The organism is Minwuia sp., from assembly GCF_048007105.1.
Taxonomy (GTDB): Bacteria; Pseudomonadota; Alphaproteobacteria; order Minwuiales; family Minwuiaceae; genus Minwuia.
In genome coordinates, this window is the sequence record NZ_CP180352.1 from 3,152,381 (window position 1) to 3,167,182 (window position 14,802).

Genomic DNA, 14,802 nt, shown 5'->3' on the forward strand with positions numbered 1-14,802 from the left:
TCAGGCGTTGGCGTCCAGCCAGGCGATGATCTGGTCGGCCAGTTCGTCCGGGCTGGCTTCGCCGGCCTTGAGCACGATCTCCGCGCTTTCCGGCGCTTCGTAGGCGCTGTCGATGCCGGTGAAGTTCTTCAGCTGCCCGGCGCGCGCCTTCTTGTAGAGGCCCTTCGGGTCGCGCTGCTCGCAGATCTCCAGCGGCGTATCGACGAAGATCTCCACGAATTCGGTGTCTTCGACCAGGTCGCGCGCCATCTGCCGCTCCGAGCGGAAGGGCGAGATGAACGATGTCAGCACGATCAGGCCGGCGTCGACCATCAGACGCGCCACCTCGGCGACACGGCGGATATTCTCCACACGGTCGGCGTCGGTGAAGCCGAGGTCCTTGTTCAGACCGTGGCGGACATTGTCGCCATCCAGCAGATAGGTGCGGCGGCCGAGCGCATGCAGCTTCTGCTCCAGCCGGTCGGCGACTGTCGACTTGCCCGAACCCGAGAGTCCGGTGAACCAGAGGACGCGGGGCTTCTGGTTGTTGGCCGTGGCGCGCGCCTGCTTGTCGATGGACATGTTGTGCCATTCGATGTTGCTGGCGCGGCGCAGGCCGTGGCTGATGACGCCGGCGCCGACGGTGGCATTGGAGAATCGGTCGATGAGCACGAACGACCCGGTCGCGCGGTTCTCCCGGTAGGGGTCGAAGGCGACGGCGCGGTCGAGGGCCAGCTTGCAGTAGCCGACCTCATTCAGTTCAAGGCTCTTGCCCGCATGATGATCGAGCGTGTTCACATCGACCTTGTGGGTCAGGTCGGTGACCTGGGCCGTGGCCTGCGCGGTGGCGAAACGGATCACGTAGGTACGCTCCGGCAGCATCCGGTCCTGATCCATCCAGATGATGTGGGCGGCGAACTGGTCGGCGACCTGAGGCGCTTCGGCGGGCAGGGTGAGCACGTCGCCACGGCTGATGTCGATCTCGTCGGCGAGGGTCACGGTCACGGATTGCCCGGCCACCGCTTCCTGCAGCTCCGACGACGGCCCGACGATTCTGGCGACCGTCGAGGTCCGGCCGGTCAGCGCCGCCGCGACCGTATCGCCGACCTTCACCCTTCCCGAGGGGATCAGGCCCGCAAAGCCGCGGAAGTCGAGATTGGGGCGGTTGACCCACTGGACCGGCAGGCGGAAGGGCGCATCGGCCTCCTCGTGACGGATCTCGATCTCTTCCAGCAGACGCATCAGCGTCGGCCCCTCGTACCATGGCGTCTTGCCCTGCTTTTCGAAGACGTTGTCGCCGTCCAGCGCCGAAAGCGGGATGGCATGCACGTCCTCGATGCCGAGCCGGGCAGCAAATTGCCGGTATTCGGCGACAATGGCGTGGAAGGTGGCCTGGTCGTAGTCGACCAGATCCATCTTGTTCACGGCCAACACCACGTGCCGGATTCCCAGCAGCGAGACGATGTAGCTGTGCCGCCTGGTCTGGACCAGGACACCCTTGCGGGCGTCGATCAGGATGATGGCGAGGTCTGCCGTCGAGGCGCCGGTCGCCATGTTCCGGGTGTACTGCTCGTGGCCCGGCGTATCGGCGGCGATGAACTTGCGGCGGTCGGTCTCGAAGTAGCGGTAGGCGACGTCGATGGTGATGCCCTGTTCGCGCTCGGCCTGCAGGCCGTCGACCAGCAGCGCCAGATCCACCTTCTCGCCCTGGGTGCCGTATTTCCGGCTCTCGCTCTCGGTAGCGGCCAGCTGGTCCTCGAAGACGGTCTTGGAATCGTAGAGCAGGCGGCCGAGCAGGGTGGATTTGCCGTCGTCCACCGAGCCGCAGGTGATGAAGCGGAGCTGGTCCTTGGCGTCCTGGGCGGCCAGGAAGGCGTCGATATCGATCGGCGGCGTGGTGTCGGCCATCAGAAATAGCCCTCCTGCTTCTTCTTCTCCATGGACCCGATCTGGTCCTGGTCGATCACGCGGCCCTGCCGCTCCGAAGCGCGGGATTGCAGCAATTCCAGAATGATATCCGGCACTGTTGCAGCACTGGATTCAACGGCGCCAGTCAGCGGATAGCAGCCCAGAGTGCGGAAGCGGACCAGCCGCTGCGCGGGAACCTCGCCGTCATGCAGCGGCATCCGGTCGTCGTCGACCATATTCAGCACGCCATCGCGCTCCACGATCGGGCGTTCGGCGGCGAAATAGAGCGGTACCAGCGGGATGCCTTCCCGATGGATGTATTGCCAGATGTCGAGCTCGGTCCAGTTGGAGAGCGGGAAAACGCGGACGCTCTCGCCGGGTGCGACACGCGTGTTGTAAAGGTTCCAGAGTTCCGGCCGCTGCGCCTTCGGGTCCCAGCGGTGGGCCTTCGAGCGGAAGGAGAAGACACGCTCCTTGGCGCGGGATTTCTCCTCGTCCCGGCGGGCGCCGCCGAAGGCCGCGTCGAACCTGTACTTGTCCAGCGCCTGCTTGAGCGCTTCGGTCTTCATCACGTCGGTGTGCAGCTTGGACCCGTGCGTGAACGGTCCGATGCCGCGTTCCACACCGTCCTGATTGATGTGGACGATCAGATCGAAGCCCAGCTGCCCGGCCAGCCGGTCCCGGAACTCGATCATCTCGCGGAACTTCCAGGTTGTATCGACGTGCAGGAGAGGGAAGGGCGGCTTGCCGGGCGCGAAGGCCTTCATCGTCAGGTGCAGCATCACCGCCGAATCCTTGCCGATGGAATAGAGCATCACCGGATTGCGGAACTCGGCCGCGACCTCGCGGATGATGTGGATGCTCTCGGATTCGAGGCGGTCGAGATGGGAAAGCTGTGTCATTTTACGGGAAATTACCGTGATTCAGCGGGATTACAGTTGCGGAGGCACGGAATTAGCGCCCGACTGTCCGCTATGCAAATCGTTTGCCGACAACGGGAGGAAATTGATGCCCATACGGACCGAGAAGGATGGGGGTGTCTGGACCATCATCCATTCCAGACCGCAGGCGCGGAATGCGATGGACCCGGAACACGCGCAGGCCCTGTACGATGCGTTCCTGACATTCGAAGCGGACGACAGCGCATCCGTTGCGGTGTTCTGGGGCGATGGTGGTGCCTTCTGCGCTGGCTGGGACCTGAAGAATGCGGCGCAGCGCGATCCGGACGGCACGGACGGCCGCATGAGCGATCTCGCTCTCGCACCGGATGAACGGGGCCACATCATCGGCCCGATGGGCCCGAGCCGGCTTGAGCTCTCGAAGCCCGTCATCGCGGCGGTGGAAGGGCCGGCGGTCGCCGGCGGCATGGAACTCGCCATGTGGGCGGACATGCGGGTGATGGCCGAAACCGCCTTCATGGGCGTCTATTGCCGCAGATGGGGTGTGCCGCTGATCGACGGCGGCACAGTGCGCCTGCCGCGCCTGGTCGGCGAGGGACGGGCGATGGACCTGATCCTGACCGGCCGGCGCGTCGATGCCGAGGAGTGTCTGCAGATCGGCCTCTGCGAGTATGTGGTCCCTGAAGGTGAGGCGAGGGCGAAGGCCGAGGAACTCGCGCGCCAGATCTCCCGTTTTCCGCAGAAATGCATGAACGCCGACCGCCGGTCGCTGAAGGCGCAGCATGGCCTGCCCATGCGGGCAGCGCTGCACAGCGAGTGGACAATCAGTTCCGCAATGGTGGCGGAGGAAGGCATCGCCGGCGCCGCCCGCTTCGCCGCGGGCAAGGGCCGTGGTGGCGATTACGGGGATATCTGACGCCGTCGATCAGACGGACGGGTCGGCGGCGGCCTTCGCGCGGATCTGGGCCGATGTTTCGCGGCTGCCGTCATGGCTCCAGCCCGGTGGGCCGAAGATGTAACCCATGGCGGACCGGAACGAACCGGCCCGGCGGGCGTCCCGGATCATGTCGACCCATTCGTGAAATGCGATGCGGATCGGGTTGAAGCTGCCGATCTGCTTCACGATCCCGTAGCGGCAGGGTTCGGCGTCATCCTCGGGCACGAAGGTGCCGAACATCCGGTCCCAGATGATCAGGATCCCCGCATAGTTCCGGTCCAGATAGCGGGGGTTCGTCGCGTGGTGCACCCGGTGGTGCGAGGGCGTGTTGAAGAACCACTCGATTGGCCGCGGCAGCCGCCCGACGGCCTCGGTGTGGATCCAGAACTGGTAGACGAGGCTGATCCCCTTCTGGAAGACGATCAGCAGCGGCGGGAAGCCGATCAGCGCCAGCGGCAGCCAGAGCACGAAGGTGCCGGCGATGTTGCCGGTCCAGGTCTGACGCAGCGCCGTGGAGAGATTGTAGTGGCGGCTGGAGTGGTGGTTCACATGCGCCGCCCACCAGATCCGGTGCTCGTGGCTCAGCCGGTGGAACCAGTAGTAGACGAAATCCTCGGCGACGAAGATCAGCGCGAAGGCCCACCACTGGTAGCCGATGTCGAAGACGGCGAACTGGTGCACCCAGACCGTCATTGCGAAGATCAGGATCCCGAAGGGGATGCCGAAGGCCAGGTTGCCAAGTCCCATGACCAGGCTGGAAGCCGTGTCGCGCAGTTCATATCTGCCCTTCGCCAGCCCCAGCCGGAAGGTCAGGATCTCGACGATCATCAGAACGATGAAGGCCGGGATCGCCAGTTTCACTGGATCGGGCAGTTCCATCCGTTCAGCCTTCCAGTTCCGCGTACAGCATCAGCGCCTTGCGCCACTTTTCCAGCGCCGTCTCGTCGGTGAACCGCAGCGTGAGTGGCGGCTGGCCGAAGGAGCGGAACCGGATATGCAGTTCGTTGTCCCCGCCGTCCAGCTTCAACTGCCGGATGTCACCCGACGAGAGCAGGGTGACGCCGGTATCGTCACCCATCGCGCGGACGACGGCCATGCGGTCCATGCCGTCGATCCAGGCGACGGCGGCGCGGCCGTCTCTCGATATCTCGATCGCCGCGGCTTCGTGTCCGTCCGCCGCAAGGGCCGCTGAAACCGCATCCCGGTCGACCGGCTTGCCGCGGCTGCCGCCTGTGACCCAGACCAGAACGACAATCAGCAGGATGCCGCCGATGGGCAGAATGAATTCGGTGGGGTCCATTTCTCTCAGCCGGCACCCGAGCCGCGCTCCCGCGGATGGCGCGGCAGTCCATCGTCGATCAGCCCCCACCGGACGGCTTTCTCCGTCCAGAGATGCTCGCTCGGCCGGAACGCATCCGGATCGTCCAGCGTGGCGTCGGCCTCGATGCGGTAACGGAGTGCGCCGCAGAGGCAGCCGCCGGTCAGTGCACCCATTGGCCTACTACTCCGACAGCTCGACCCAGGCCGGCGTGTGGTCCGACGGCTTCTCCTCGCCACGCGGACCGCGGTCGACACCGGCCGCCTCCAGCCGGTCGACGGCCTGAGGCGAGAGCAGCAGGTGGTCGATCCTGAGCCCGTGGTCCTTCTGCCATGCGCCGGCGGTGTAGTCCCAGTAGGTGTAGAAGTGGTCCTGCGGGTTGTGCAGATGCACCGCGTCCGTGAGGCCGAGATTGATCAGCTGCCGGAAGCGGTTGCGGCTTTCCGGCTGGCAAAGCGCATCCCCGGCGAACCCCTTCGGATCCCAGACGTCGCCGTCGGTCGGGCAGACATTGTAGTCGCCGGCCATGACGAAGGGCTGTTCCTCGGCCAGCAGTTCCTTCGCCCGCGCGATCAGCCGGTCCATCCAGCCGAGCTTGTAGTCGAACTTCTCGCCAGGCACGGGATTGCCGTTGGGCAGGTAGAGACCGCAGACCCGGACCCCGCCGACCGTCGCCTCGATATAACGCGCTTGCTCGTCGCCATCGTCACCGGGCAGTCCGGTGGACACATCATCCAGCGGCAGCTTGGAGAGCAGAGCGACGCCGTTGTAGGTCTTCTGCCCGTGGACGGCGACGTTGTAGCCGAGATCCTCGATCTCCAGCGCCGGGAAGTTCTCGTCGATGCACTTGATTTCCTGGAGGCAGACGACGTCGGGCGCCGCCGTCTTCAGGTATTCGGTGACGTGCGGCAGCCGGACCTTGATCGAATTGACGTTCCAGGTGGCGATGCGCATGGGCGGGCCTCGGCGAATCCGGTGGGCGATCAGGAGGCCGGATCATAACGGCGTTTGGCCAGCCACACACTGTGGCCGTTGCAGTCCGGATCCTCGGGCACGAAGTCGATCACGTCGAAGCCGTTGCCGTCGAGCAATTCCCGATAGGTCTCGGGGGCCAGGCTGGCATGATGCACCGGTTCGCCCTCGAAGATGCTGAACGCCTCGCCGTATTCCGGGCCGCTGGTGAACAGCAGCGGCGCGCCGGGCGCCGCATGTGCGGCGAAAACGGGGAACATCTCCGGCTGCTCAGCCCAGGTCAGGAAGAAGAAGCTGTCGAAGGCGATCAGCCCGTCGAAGCTCCGTCCCAGATCGAGGGTGCGCATGTCGGCCTCGATCCACTCATGTTCCGGATAGCGCGAACGGCAGAGATCCAGCATGCCGGGCGAGGTGTCGACACCCGTCACCTGACATTCCTTGTCGATCAGATAGCGGGCGATCGGTTCGCCCATGCCGCAGCCGATGTCGAGCACCCGGCGGCCTTCGGGCATCGCGGCCAGGAACCGGTCGAGCCAGCTGCGTTCAAAGAGGCTGCGGTCGCGGTCGCGGTTGAAGGCGGCCACGTGGCGGCGATAGGTGTCGATCGTGATTGCGGTCGGGTCGGTCATGAACCCGGCCCCGGTGCGAGGGTGTCTGCAGTCATCGGTGTCCTCCCCGGACCCGTCGCGATGGTCCTGATGCCATCGCCGTTCGCCGCCCGGGCGGCAGACGGCCTCCCGGGCATACGCAACGCGCCACGTGACCGCAAGGTTCCCGCCGGGCGCGAGAGTCTCCCTTCGGAGGGACTCAGCCGCTGGCGGCGGCCGTTTCCAGATCCTTGTACAGCGCCCGCGCCTCGGCGGCCGGACCGCGCCGTTCCCCGGTCTGCACCACTTCGACGATGCAGACCTCGTTGGCGCGCGGGAAGGTGAGAATATCGCCTGGTTTCACCTGCTGACTTGGCTTGCTGACGATCCTGCGGTTGATCCTGAACCGGCTGTCCCGGACGGCCTTGGCGGCCAGTGAACGGCTCTTGTAGAAACGGGCGTACCAGAGCCAGAGATCGAGGCGGATCGCGCTAGCTGTCATTTGGACCTCAGTTCCATGAGTGCTGCGAAGGGTGAGTGCGGGTCGATCCGGGTCGGCCTCTTGTTCTTGACCGGATCGGAGGGTTTGCGGCGCCGCTGGTTCTTGGGCTTCGCGCGGCGGCCGCGGGCGCGGTATTTCAGGGGCGAATCCTCGCCCTGGCGTTCGGTGACGAAGCCGAGGCCCGTGAGCACGGGCACCAGCTGCTCGACGCCGCCGCCGAGCAGCGACAGCATTTCATGATCGGCTTCGGCCTCGCCCTTTTTCGCGCTGCGGTGGGCGAGGGCGGAGATCCGCTCCAGCATGTCCACCCGGACGGCGACCTTGCCGAAGCTGCGGTACCCGGCGCGGAGCAGCCGGCCGTGGTCGGCATCCTTATCAATGTCGATCGAGACCAGACCTGCCAGATCAAGGGGTTCGCAGTCGTCCTTGCCACAGTCGTGAAGAATCTGCCGCCAGCGGGTCGATTCCGGTTTCAGCAGCGCCGGGCAGTAGATCGTGCTGTGGCCGAGTTGCACGCCGCGATACTTGAAGCGGCCGTAGTCCTTGGCGTCGAACTGCCGGAGATGATCGGCGACCCGGTCCCGCGGCAGGATCCCCAGGTTCTCGACAAGCTGGTAGGCCACGCCCCGCGCCTGGGGACTGAACGGCGCGTCTTCCAGTCCGACCAACGGGCGCAACAGCGATCCGATGCGCTTCTTCAGCCAGGCCTCGAGCCGCTGCTTCAGCCGGTCGGCTTCCCGGCGGCCCAGCTGATTGCCAGAGATCAGGGTGATTTCCGGGGCCAGCACGTGTTGTCCGCGGATCAGCCGGGCAATGGTCTCGGAGTGCCATGAAATCGTGGCGTCATCGTTGAGCGCGAACTCGTCGTCGCCGGCCTGGGCGATCTTCTTCGCGCGGACAGACAGCGCGCCCGCCAGTACCTGACGGACCGCCGTCTTCATGGCCTTGTTGTCCAGCGCAGACCGGTCGGCGACGAAACGCAGGCCGTTAAGGCATCCGACGAACTGGCTCTCGACCGTGACGTTGCCTTCGGCGTCGATCGCAGCGTCGACCTCGTCGGCGTCCCGCAGTTTCTTGACCAGCGCGGCGGTGCGGCGGTCGACGAAGCGTTGCGTCAGGGTGGCGTGCAGTGCGTCGGAGAGGCGGTCCTCGATGGCCCGGGCGCGGCCCTGCCACTCGGCGGGATCGTCGAGCCAGGCGGCACGGTGGGAGATGTAGGTCCAGGTCCGGACATGGGCGAGGCGGGATTGCAGCGTATCCAGATCGCCATCGACGCGGTCGAGATGGTCGAGCTGGCGCGCCATCCAGTCGCGGCCGATGACGCCGTTGCCGGTCAGATGATCGAAGATATGGCCGAGCAGCCGCACATGGCTGTCGTGCATGGTCTTTCTGAAGTCCGGGATCTGGCAGACGTCCCAGAGCAGGATCAGGTGCTCACGGTTGGCTTCGGCCAGCGCCTGGACCTTCTCGTCCTTCAACAGCGCCTTGAGACTCATCAGGTCCTCGGGCTGCCTCGGCGGCGCGAGCCAGGGAAAGGGCGGCGGCGATTCCAGTGAGCGAAGCAGGGCGCGCGGATTGTCGTAGTTCAGCCGCGCCGAGCGCCATCGGAACTGCTTCAGATCCTCGAAGCGGTGGTTCTCGATGGCCGAGACCAGTTCCTCGTCGAGATCCTCGACATCCGCCGTGACGCCGAAATTGCCGTCGCGCATGAAGCGGCCGGCGCGCCCGGCGATCTGGCCCATTTCCGCGGGCGTCAACGACCGGCGGCGGTGGCCGTCGAACTTGCGGTCGGCGGCGAAGGCGACATGATCGATGTCCATGTTGAGGCCCATGCCGATGGCGTCGGTCGCCACCAGGAAATCGACCTCGCCCGCCTGGTACATCTCGACCTGGGCGTTGCGGGTGCGGGGGCTCAGCGCACCGAGAACCACCGCCGCACCGCCGCGCTGGCGGCGCATCAGCTCGGCGATGGCGTAGACGTCGGTGGCCGAAAAGGCGACGACCGCGCTGCGCCGGGGCAGGCGCGAGAGCTTGGTCTTGCCGGCATAGGAGAGCGTCGACAGCCGGGCGCGTCCGGTCATCATCGCGTCGGGCAGCATCCGCTGAATCAGCGGGCGCGCCGTCTCGGAGCCGAGGAACATCGTCGTCTCCGTACCGCGGGCGTTCAACAGCCGATCGGTGAAGACATGTCCGCGCTCGGGATCCGCCGCGAGCTGTATCTCGTCGACGGCGACGAAATCGTAGCTGCGCCCGACCGGCATCGCCTCGACGGTGCAGAGGAAATAGTGCGGGTTGGGCGGAATGATCTTCTCTTCGCCCGTCACCAGCGCCACGTTCGAGCGTCCCACCTCGGCCGCGACGCGGTCATAGACCTCGCGCGCCAGCAGCCTAAGCGGAAAGCCGATGATTCCGCTCGAGTGACGCAACATGGTCTGGACAGCAAGGTGAGTCTTCCCGGTGTTGGTCGGGCCCAGGAGCGCGACCACGTGCCCTTTCAAAGAATCGGCACCCGTGAAGGTCATGGATGAAGTGTCCGCGCCGTCTTTCGGCGGTGCAAGGGCCATGAAGCAGAATCCAGCAAATCCAAGGCTTTCGAGCCAAGATAGTGTGTCATTTGCATGACGGAACGTCCAATTCCTGCGAATCGGATGTCGGCGGGGATGTAGGGCGGCCGTCCCGAATTGTCGCTGGACGCCGATATCCATTGCCTCCGCCGGACGCTTTGGATACCAGAAGCCCCGCCATGAACGACCAGATGCACAAGGCGCTGCTGCCCACCGGACTGACCGACGCCCTGCCCGAACAGGCAGAGGTGGAGCTCGACGCTGTCCGCTGCCTGCAGGATACCTTCCGCGGCCGTGGCTACCGCGCCGTGAAGCCGCCGCTTCTGGAGTTCGAGGAGAACCTTCTGACCGGCCCGGGCGCGGGCCTGACCGCCCAGATCTTCCGGCTCATGGATCCGATCTCGCAGCGGATGATGGGCCTCCGGGCGGACATGACGCCTCAGATCGCCCGTCTGGCCGCGACGCGGCTCGCCGCCGCGCCGAGGCCGCTGCGCCTCTGCTATTCGGGACAGGTTCTGCGCGTCCGCGGCGACCAGCTGCGGCCCGAGCGTCAGTTCACCCAGGCAGGCATCGAGTTGCTGGGCAGCGACACGGTCGCCGCCGAGGCCGAAGTCCTGCTGCTGGTCGTCGAAGGGCTCCGCAAGGCCGGCGTCGACCACATCACCGTCGACCTGACCCTGCCGGCGCTGGCGCCGATGGTGCTGAAGGGGCAGGGGTATGATCCCGAAGCCATCGCCGCCGCGCGGGAGGCCCTGGACGGCAAGGATGCGGGCGAGCTCAAGGCGGTCGTGGGCGACGACGCGACCGTTTTTGCGCTGCTGGATGCCGTCGGCGTCGCCGCGGACGGCATGGCGCGGCTTAAGGCGCTCGGCGTTTCGGGACAGGCCGGACAGCTGATCGACCGGCTCGCCGAACTGGTCGATATGGTCGCCGCCGCCGATCCGGCGCTCTCGCTGACCGTGGACCCGGGCGAGTATCGCGGCTTCGAGTATCAGAGCGGGGTCGCCTTCGCGATCTTCGCGCGCGGCGTTCGTGGCGAGATCGCACGCGGCGGTCGCTACACAACGGATGCCGGCGAGACCGCCGTCGGCGCCACGGTCTATCTCGATGCGGTCGTCCGGGCCCTGACGCCGTCGGAACAGGCGCCGCTGGCCTATGCGCCCTACGGCACGTCCGAGGCGCACATTGCGGCAGCGCGCGAGAACGGCTTCGCCGTGGTGAGCGGTCTGGATCCGGAAACGGACCCCGCGGACGAGGCGCAGGCGCTCGGCTGCAGCCATATTCTTCGAAACGGCGCCGTTTCGGCGCTGGTCTGAACCCTCAAGCAAAGGCAGGCATGCCATGACCAATGTTGTCGTCGTGGGCGCCCAGTGGGGCGACGAAGGCAAGGGCAAGATCGTCGACTGGCTTTCCGACAAGGCTGACGTCGTCGTCCGCTACCAGGGCGGTCACAATGCGGGCCATACGCTGGTCATCGACGGCGTCACCTACAAGCTGGCGCTGCTGCCCTCCGGCATCGTCCGGCCGGGGAAGCTCTCGATCATCGGGAACGGCGTTGTTCTCGATCCGCGGGCCTTTCTGGACGAGGTCGCCCGGCTCAATCAGCAAGGGGTCAGAGTGACTCCGGACAACCTCAAGATCGCCGCAAATGCCTGCTTGATCATGAGCTTGCACCGGGACCTTGATGCCATTCGCGAGGAAGCCGCGGGCCGCGGACAGATCGGCACGACCCGGCGCGGCATCGGCCCCGCCTATGAGGACAAGGTCGCCCGCCGCGCCATCCGCGTCGCCGATCTCGACGACCGCGATACGCTGGACGAGAAGATCGAGCGGCTGCTGGTACACCACAACGCCCTCCGGCGCGGCCTTGGACAACCCGAGATCGCCCATGCAGATCTCCTGAAGGAACTCGAGGATGTCGCCGACGAGATCATGGCCTATGCCGATCACGTCTGGCTGGTGCTGGATCAGGCCAACCGGGCCGGCAAGCGCATCCTGTTCGAGGGCGCGCAGGGCGCGATGCTGGATATCGATCACGGCACCTATCCCTTCGTCACGTCGTCCAACACCGTCGCCGGGCAGGCGGCGACCGGTTCCGGTACGGGCCCGGGCACCATCGACTTCGTTCTTGGCATCGTGAAGGCCTACACCACCCGCGTGGGCGCCGGACCGTTCCCCACCGAACAGGAGAACGAGATCGGCCGGCGAATGGGCGAGCGGGGCCACGAGTTCGGCACCAATACCGGGCGCGCCCGGCGCTGCGGCTGGTTCGACGCGGTCATGGTGCGCCAGGCGATCCTCACCGGCGGCATCGACGGCGTGGCGCTGACCAAGCTCGACGTGCTGGACGGCTTTGAGGAACTGAAGGTCTGCACGGCCTACGAGATCGACGGGCACCGCATCAACTACTACCCCGCCAACAAGTCGGAGCAGTCCCGCGTCGTGCCGGTCTACGAAACGTTCGAGGGCTGGGATCAGTCGTCATACGGCGCGCGGTCTTGGAGCAAGTTGCCGGCCGCGGCGGTCAAGTATGTCCGCGCCATCGAGGAACTGACCGGCGCGCCGGTCTCGCTGCTTTCGACCAGCCCCGAGCGCGATGACACCATCGTCGTCCGGCATCCCTTCGAGGGCTAGTCCAGCCGGTCGGGCGTCACCGCGACGGTCCGGAACAACGCCAGCACCTCCCTGCCGGGCGCCAGTCGGAGTTCTCGGGCCGACCGCGCTGTCAGGCCGGCCCCGAAGCGCTGTCCGTCCTGGAGAGCCAGCGACAGCGATGCGCGCCCGGTCTCGGCGATATCGATGGCGTCGATCCGGGCCGGCAAGCGGTTGAGGATCGAGAGACCTTCGGGAGACTCCAGCGCGATGGCGATGTCGGCGGCGTTGAGCCGGATGCGGACGCTCGCCCCTGCTTCCAGCGCCGAGGACGATACGAAGACAGGCGTCCCGGCAATGTCGATCTCGGTCAGCCCGTCTGCGGGATGATGGCCGACGACGTGGCCCTTGAGCAAAGCGCCCCGGCGCGGTGCAGCGCCCGATCCGCCGAAGATATCTTCGGGCGCGCCTTCGGCGACGATCAGGCCCTGTTCGATCAGTGCGATCCGGTCGCCCAGCCGGAAGGCTTCGTCCACCGAGTGGGTGACATAGAGCACGGGCAAGCCCGCTTGGGCGCAGAAGCGGCGGAGATAGGGCAGCAGCTGGTCCTTGTGACCCACGTCGAGGCTGGCCATCGGCTCGTCCATCAGGATCAGCGCTGGCTCCCGGAGAAGCGCCCGCCCCATGGCGACACGCTGAGCCTCGCCGCCGGAAAGAGTCCGCGGCCGGCGCTCCAGCAGCGGATCGAGCGCGAGCATCTCGGCAACTTCGTCGAAGCGCTGTCCGCTGCGGGCGCCGAACATAAGGTTCCGGCGGACATTCAGGTGTGGAAACAGGCGGCCTTCCTGAAACACGTAGCCGACACCGCGCGCCTCCGGCGGCAGGTCGGTTCCTTCTCCGAAGAGCGGGCGGCCATTGACCGCAATGCGACCTGAATCCGGACGGACCAGCCCGGCAATCATCTGAAGGATCGAGGTCTTGCCAGACCCTGACGGACCGAAGAGCACCGTGACCCCGCGTTCGACAGTAAGGGCGGCGTCGATGCCGAGGTCGCCAAGACTCTTGCGGAGGTCGAAATCAAGCATCGGCGAGGCCGATCTGGCGACGCATGCGGCGCGCCAGCCATTCGGAGATCAGCAGGGCGACGAGCGCCAGCAGCACGGCCAGTACCGACAGACGGGTCGCGGCCGCTTCGCCGCCCGGCGTCTGCAACACTGAGTAGATCGCGATCGGGATGGTTCGGGTCTCGCCCGGCAGGTTGGCGACGAAGGTTATCGTCGCGCCGAACTCGCTCAGGCAACGGGCGAACGCCAGGACTGCCCCGGCCAGGACACCGGGGGCGGAGAGGGGGAGGGTGATCCGCCAGAACACCTGCCAAGGCCCCTTGCCGAGTGTCCGCGCGGCCTGTTCCAGCCGCGGGTCCGCCGCTTCGACCGACAGCCGCACCGAACGCACAAGCAGCGGAAAGGCGACGATGGCCGCGGCCAGCGCGGCGCCCTGCCAGGTAAAGGCGACGGTCAGGCCGGTCAGATCCCGGATCGGTCCGCCGAGCGGTCCTGCGGGGCTGAACAGGTAGAGCAGGACATATCCGATCACGACAGGCGGGACGACCAGCGGCAGATGGACCAGCCCGTCGAAGAGGGCCTTGCCCCGGAACTCACGGCGGGCCAGCAGCCAGCCCGCCGCAATGCCGGGCGGCAGAATGAACAGGACCGCGACGACGGAGACCTTCAGCGACAACAGAAGTGCGGCGGTCTCCAGCGGGTGCATGATCAGCAGCCGTCCTCGGGACAGGTCGAGAAGCCGGCCTTGCCGAGGATCCCGGCGGCCTCCGGCGACAGCAGGGCGGCGAGGAACAGCCGAGCGTTCTCGCCGTTCAGCGCGTTGCCCTGGAAGGTGATGGCGGCCTCGTAGCGGATCGGGTCGTGCGTCTCCGCCGGCAGCAGTTCGATGATGCGGATGCCGCTGAAGGCCAACGCATCGGTGCGGTAGACGATCCCGTATCCCGCGGCGGCGCGCTGCACATAGGCCATGGCCGCGCGCGTGTTGCCGGCGCGCACGGCGCGTTCCGACAGCCGCTCCCAGAGACCCAGTTCCAGAAGGGCCTCCTTTGCATAGGTGCCGACCGGAACATGATCGGGATCGCCGATGGCGAGCAGGCCGAAGTCCGGATCGGCGGCAAGCGCGGCAAGGGACGGAGCCGCCTCTGCATTGTCCTCACGCGTCACCAGGGCCAGTCGATTGCCCGCGAACACCCTGCGGCTCCTGGCGATGATGGCGTTGCCGTCTTCCAGATAGTCGATCCAGTCGGTATTGGCGCTTACGATGACGTCGGCCGGCGCGCCCCGGCGGATCTGGCGGGCGAGAACGGAACTGCCGGCGAAGGAGATTTCCACATCCAGCCCGGTCCGGTCCTCGAAGGCGTCGGCGATATCGCCGATCACCTCCGTGAGACTGGCGGCCGCGAAGACCGTCACATCCGCTGCGCGCGCACCGGTGCAGAGAACGAGCAGCGCAGAGATCAGTATAAGTGGAAGCCGCATC

General features: G+C 66.4%; 15 protein-coding genes. 3 read left to right on the plus strand and 12 right to left on the minus strand.

What is annotated here, in order from left to right:
- Positions 1-1,887, minus strand: coding sequence for a sulfate adenylyltransferase subunit CysN (cysN, locus tag ACMVY4_RS15320; RefSeq protein WP_416896880.1), 1,887 nt, complete (start codon positions 1,885-1,887; stop codon positions 1-3).
- Complete coding sequence (gene cysD, locus ACMVY4_RS15325) at positions 1,887-2,789, minus strand: sulfate adenylyltransferase subunit CysD (RefSeq protein WP_416896881.1); 903 nt, start codon at positions 2,787-2,789, stop codon at positions 1,887-1,889. The genes cysN and cysD overlap by 1 nt, the downstream gene beginning before the upstream one ends.
- Positions 2,790-2,895: 106 nt before the next feature.
- Between cysD and ACMVY4_RS15330 the strand changes: the two genes are divergently transcribed.
- On the plus strand, positions 2,896-3,702 hold the full coding sequence (locus ACMVY4_RS15330) for a crotonase/enoyl-CoA hydratase family protein (RefSeq protein WP_416896882.1): 807 nt from the start codon (positions 2,896-2,898) through the stop codon (positions 3,700-3,702).
- A gap of 9 nt (positions 3,703-3,711) precedes the next feature.
- Here the strand turns inward: ACMVY4_RS15330 and ACMVY4_RS15335 are convergent, their stop codons facing one another.
- The 7 genes from ACMVY4_RS15335 to ACMVY4_RS15365 all read right to left on the minus strand — a co-directional run bounded on the left by ACMVY4_RS15335 (position 3,712) and on the right by ACMVY4_RS15365 (position 9,666).
- Entirely contained in the window at positions 3,712-4,602 is an 891-nt protein-coding gene (locus tag ACMVY4_RS15335) for a sterol desaturase family protein (RefSeq protein ID WP_416896883.1), read from the minus strand.
- Positions 4,603-4,606: 4 nt separating this feature from the next.
- Positions 4,607-5,023, minus strand: coding sequence for a hypothetical protein (locus ACMVY4_RS15340; RefSeq protein ID WP_416896884.1), 417 nt, complete (start codon positions 5,021-5,023; stop codon positions 4,607-4,609).
- Positions 5,024-5,028: 5 nt separating this feature from the next.
- A complete protein-coding gene (locus tag ACMVY4_RS15345) occupies positions 5,029-5,217 on the minus strand; it encodes a hypothetical protein (protein ID WP_416896885.1) in 189 nt (62 codons plus the stop codon).
- A 7-nt stretch (positions 5,218-5,224) separates the two neighbouring features.
- Complete coding sequence (locus tag ACMVY4_RS15350; protein WP_416896886.1) at positions 5,225-5,995, minus strand: exodeoxyribonuclease III; 771 nt, start codon at positions 5,993-5,995, stop codon at positions 5,225-5,227.
- Between the two features lie 29 nt (positions 5,996-6,024).
- Positions 6,025-6,642 (minus strand): class I SAM-dependent methyltransferase, encoded by a 618-nt coding sequence (locus tag ACMVY4_RS15355; RefSeq protein WP_416896887.1) that lies wholly within the window; start codon positions 6,640-6,642, stop codon positions 6,025-6,027.
- Between the two features lie 178 nt (positions 6,643-6,820).
- On the minus strand, positions 6,821-7,102 hold the full coding sequence (locus ACMVY4_RS15360) for an RNA-binding S4 domain-containing protein (protein WP_416896888.1): 282 nt from the start codon (positions 7,100-7,102) through the stop codon (positions 6,821-6,823).
- Positions 7,099-9,666, minus strand: a complete 2,568-nt coding sequence (locus ACMVY4_RS15365) for a helicase-related protein (RefSeq protein WP_416896889.1) — start codon at positions 9,664-9,666, stop codon at positions 7,099-7,101. Before ACMVY4_RS15365 ends, ACMVY4_RS15360 begins: the two co-directional genes overlap by 4 nt.
- 179 nt (positions 9,667-9,845) lie before the next feature.
- Between ACMVY4_RS15365 and ACMVY4_RS15370 the strand changes: the two genes are divergently transcribed.
- Together ACMVY4_RS15370 and ACMVY4_RS15375 are read left to right on the plus strand one after the other, a co-directional pair.
- On the plus strand, positions 9,846-10,982 hold the full coding sequence (locus tag ACMVY4_RS15370) for an ATP phosphoribosyltransferase regulatory subunit (protein WP_416896890.1): 1,137 nt from the start codon (positions 9,846-9,848) through the stop codon (positions 10,980-10,982).
- 25 nt (positions 10,983-11,007) lie between these two features.
- Positions 11,008-12,300, plus strand: coding sequence for an adenylosuccinate synthase (locus tag ACMVY4_RS15375; protein ID WP_416896891.1), 1,293 nt, complete (start codon positions 11,008-11,010; stop codon positions 12,298-12,300).
- Here the strand turns inward: ACMVY4_RS15375 and modC are convergent.
- The 3 genes from modC to modA are packed head-to-tail and all read right to left on the minus strand — an operon-like array spanning position 12,297 to position 14,801.
- Positions 12,297-13,343 carry a molybdenum ABC transporter ATP-binding protein gene (gene modC, locus ACMVY4_RS15380; protein ID WP_416896892.1) on the minus strand — a complete coding sequence of 349 codons (1,047 nt, stop codon included), beginning with the start codon at positions 13,341-13,343 and terminating at the stop codon, positions 12,297-12,299. The two genes, ACMVY4_RS15375 and modC, sit on opposite strands and share 4 nt — an antisense overlap.
- A complete protein-coding gene (gene modB, locus ACMVY4_RS15385) occupies positions 13,336-14,034 on the minus strand; it encodes a molybdate ABC transporter permease subunit (RefSeq protein WP_416900325.1) in 699 nt (232 codons plus the stop codon). Before modB ends, modC begins: the two co-directional genes overlap by 8 nt.
- Positions 14,031-14,801 carry a molybdate ABC transporter substrate-binding protein gene (modA, locus tag ACMVY4_RS15390; protein ID WP_416896893.1) on the minus strand — a complete coding sequence of 257 codons (771 nt, stop codon included), beginning with the start codon at positions 14,799-14,801 and terminating at the stop codon, positions 14,031-14,033. Before modA ends, modB begins: the two co-directional genes overlap by 4 nt.
- Position 14,802: the final 1 nt, after the last annotated feature.

Bases quoted from the DNA above. Each gene is read 5' to 3' on its own strand.
- ACMVY4_RS15355 (WP_416896887.1), bottom strand. From the start codon at position 6,642: ATGACCGACCCGACCGCAATCACGATCGACACCTATCGCCGCCACGTG.
- ACMVY4_RS15330 (WP_416896882.1), top strand. From the start codon at position 2,896: ATGCCCATACGGACCGAGAAGGATGGGGGTGTCTGGACCATCATCCAT.
- ACMVY4_RS15340 (WP_416896884.1), bottom strand. From the start codon at position 5,023: ATGGACCCCACCGAATTCATTCTGCCCATCGGCGGCATCCTGCTGATT.
- ACMVY4_RS15370 (WP_416896890.1), top strand. From the start codon at position 9,846: ATGAACGACCAGATGCACAAGGCGCTGCTGCCCACCGGACTGACCGAC.
- modC (WP_416896892.1), bottom strand. From the start codon at position 13,343: ATGCTTGATTTCGACCTCCGCAAGAGTCTTGGCGACCTCGGCATCGAC.
- ACMVY4_RS15365 (WP_416896889.1), bottom strand. From the start codon at position 9,666: ATGGCCCTTGCACCGCCGAAAGACGGCGCGGACACTTCATCCATGACC.
- ACMVY4_RS15350 (WP_416896886.1), bottom strand. From the start codon at position 5,995: ATGCGCATCGCCACCTGGAACGTCAATTCGATCAAGGTCCGGCTGCCG.
- ACMVY4_RS15345 (WP_416896885.1), bottom strand. From the start codon at position 5,217: ATGGGTGCACTGACCGGCGGCTGCCTCTGCGGCGCACTCCGTTACCGC.
- ACMVY4_RS15360 (WP_416896888.1), bottom strand. From the start codon at position 7,102: ATGACAGCTAGCGCGATCCGCCTCGATCTCTGGCTCTGGTACGCCCGT.
- cysD (WP_416896881.1), bottom strand. From the start codon at position 2,789: ATGACACAGCTTTCCCATCTCGACCGCCTCGAATCCGAGAGCATCCAC.
- modA (WP_416896893.1), bottom strand. From the start codon at position 14,801: ATGCGGCTTCCACTTATACTGATCTCTGCGCTGCTCGTTCTCTGCACC.
- ACMVY4_RS15375 (WP_416896891.1), top strand. From the start codon at position 11,008: ATGACCAATGTTGTCGTCGTGGGCGCCCAGTGGGGCGACGAAGGCAAG.
- cysN (WP_416896880.1), bottom strand. From the start codon at position 1,887: ATGGCCGACACCACGCCGCCGATCGATATCGACGCCTTCCTGGCCGCC.
- ACMVY4_RS15335 (WP_416896883.1), bottom strand. From the start codon at position 4,602: ATGGAACTGCCCGATCCAGTGAAACTGGCGATCCCGGCCTTCATCGTT.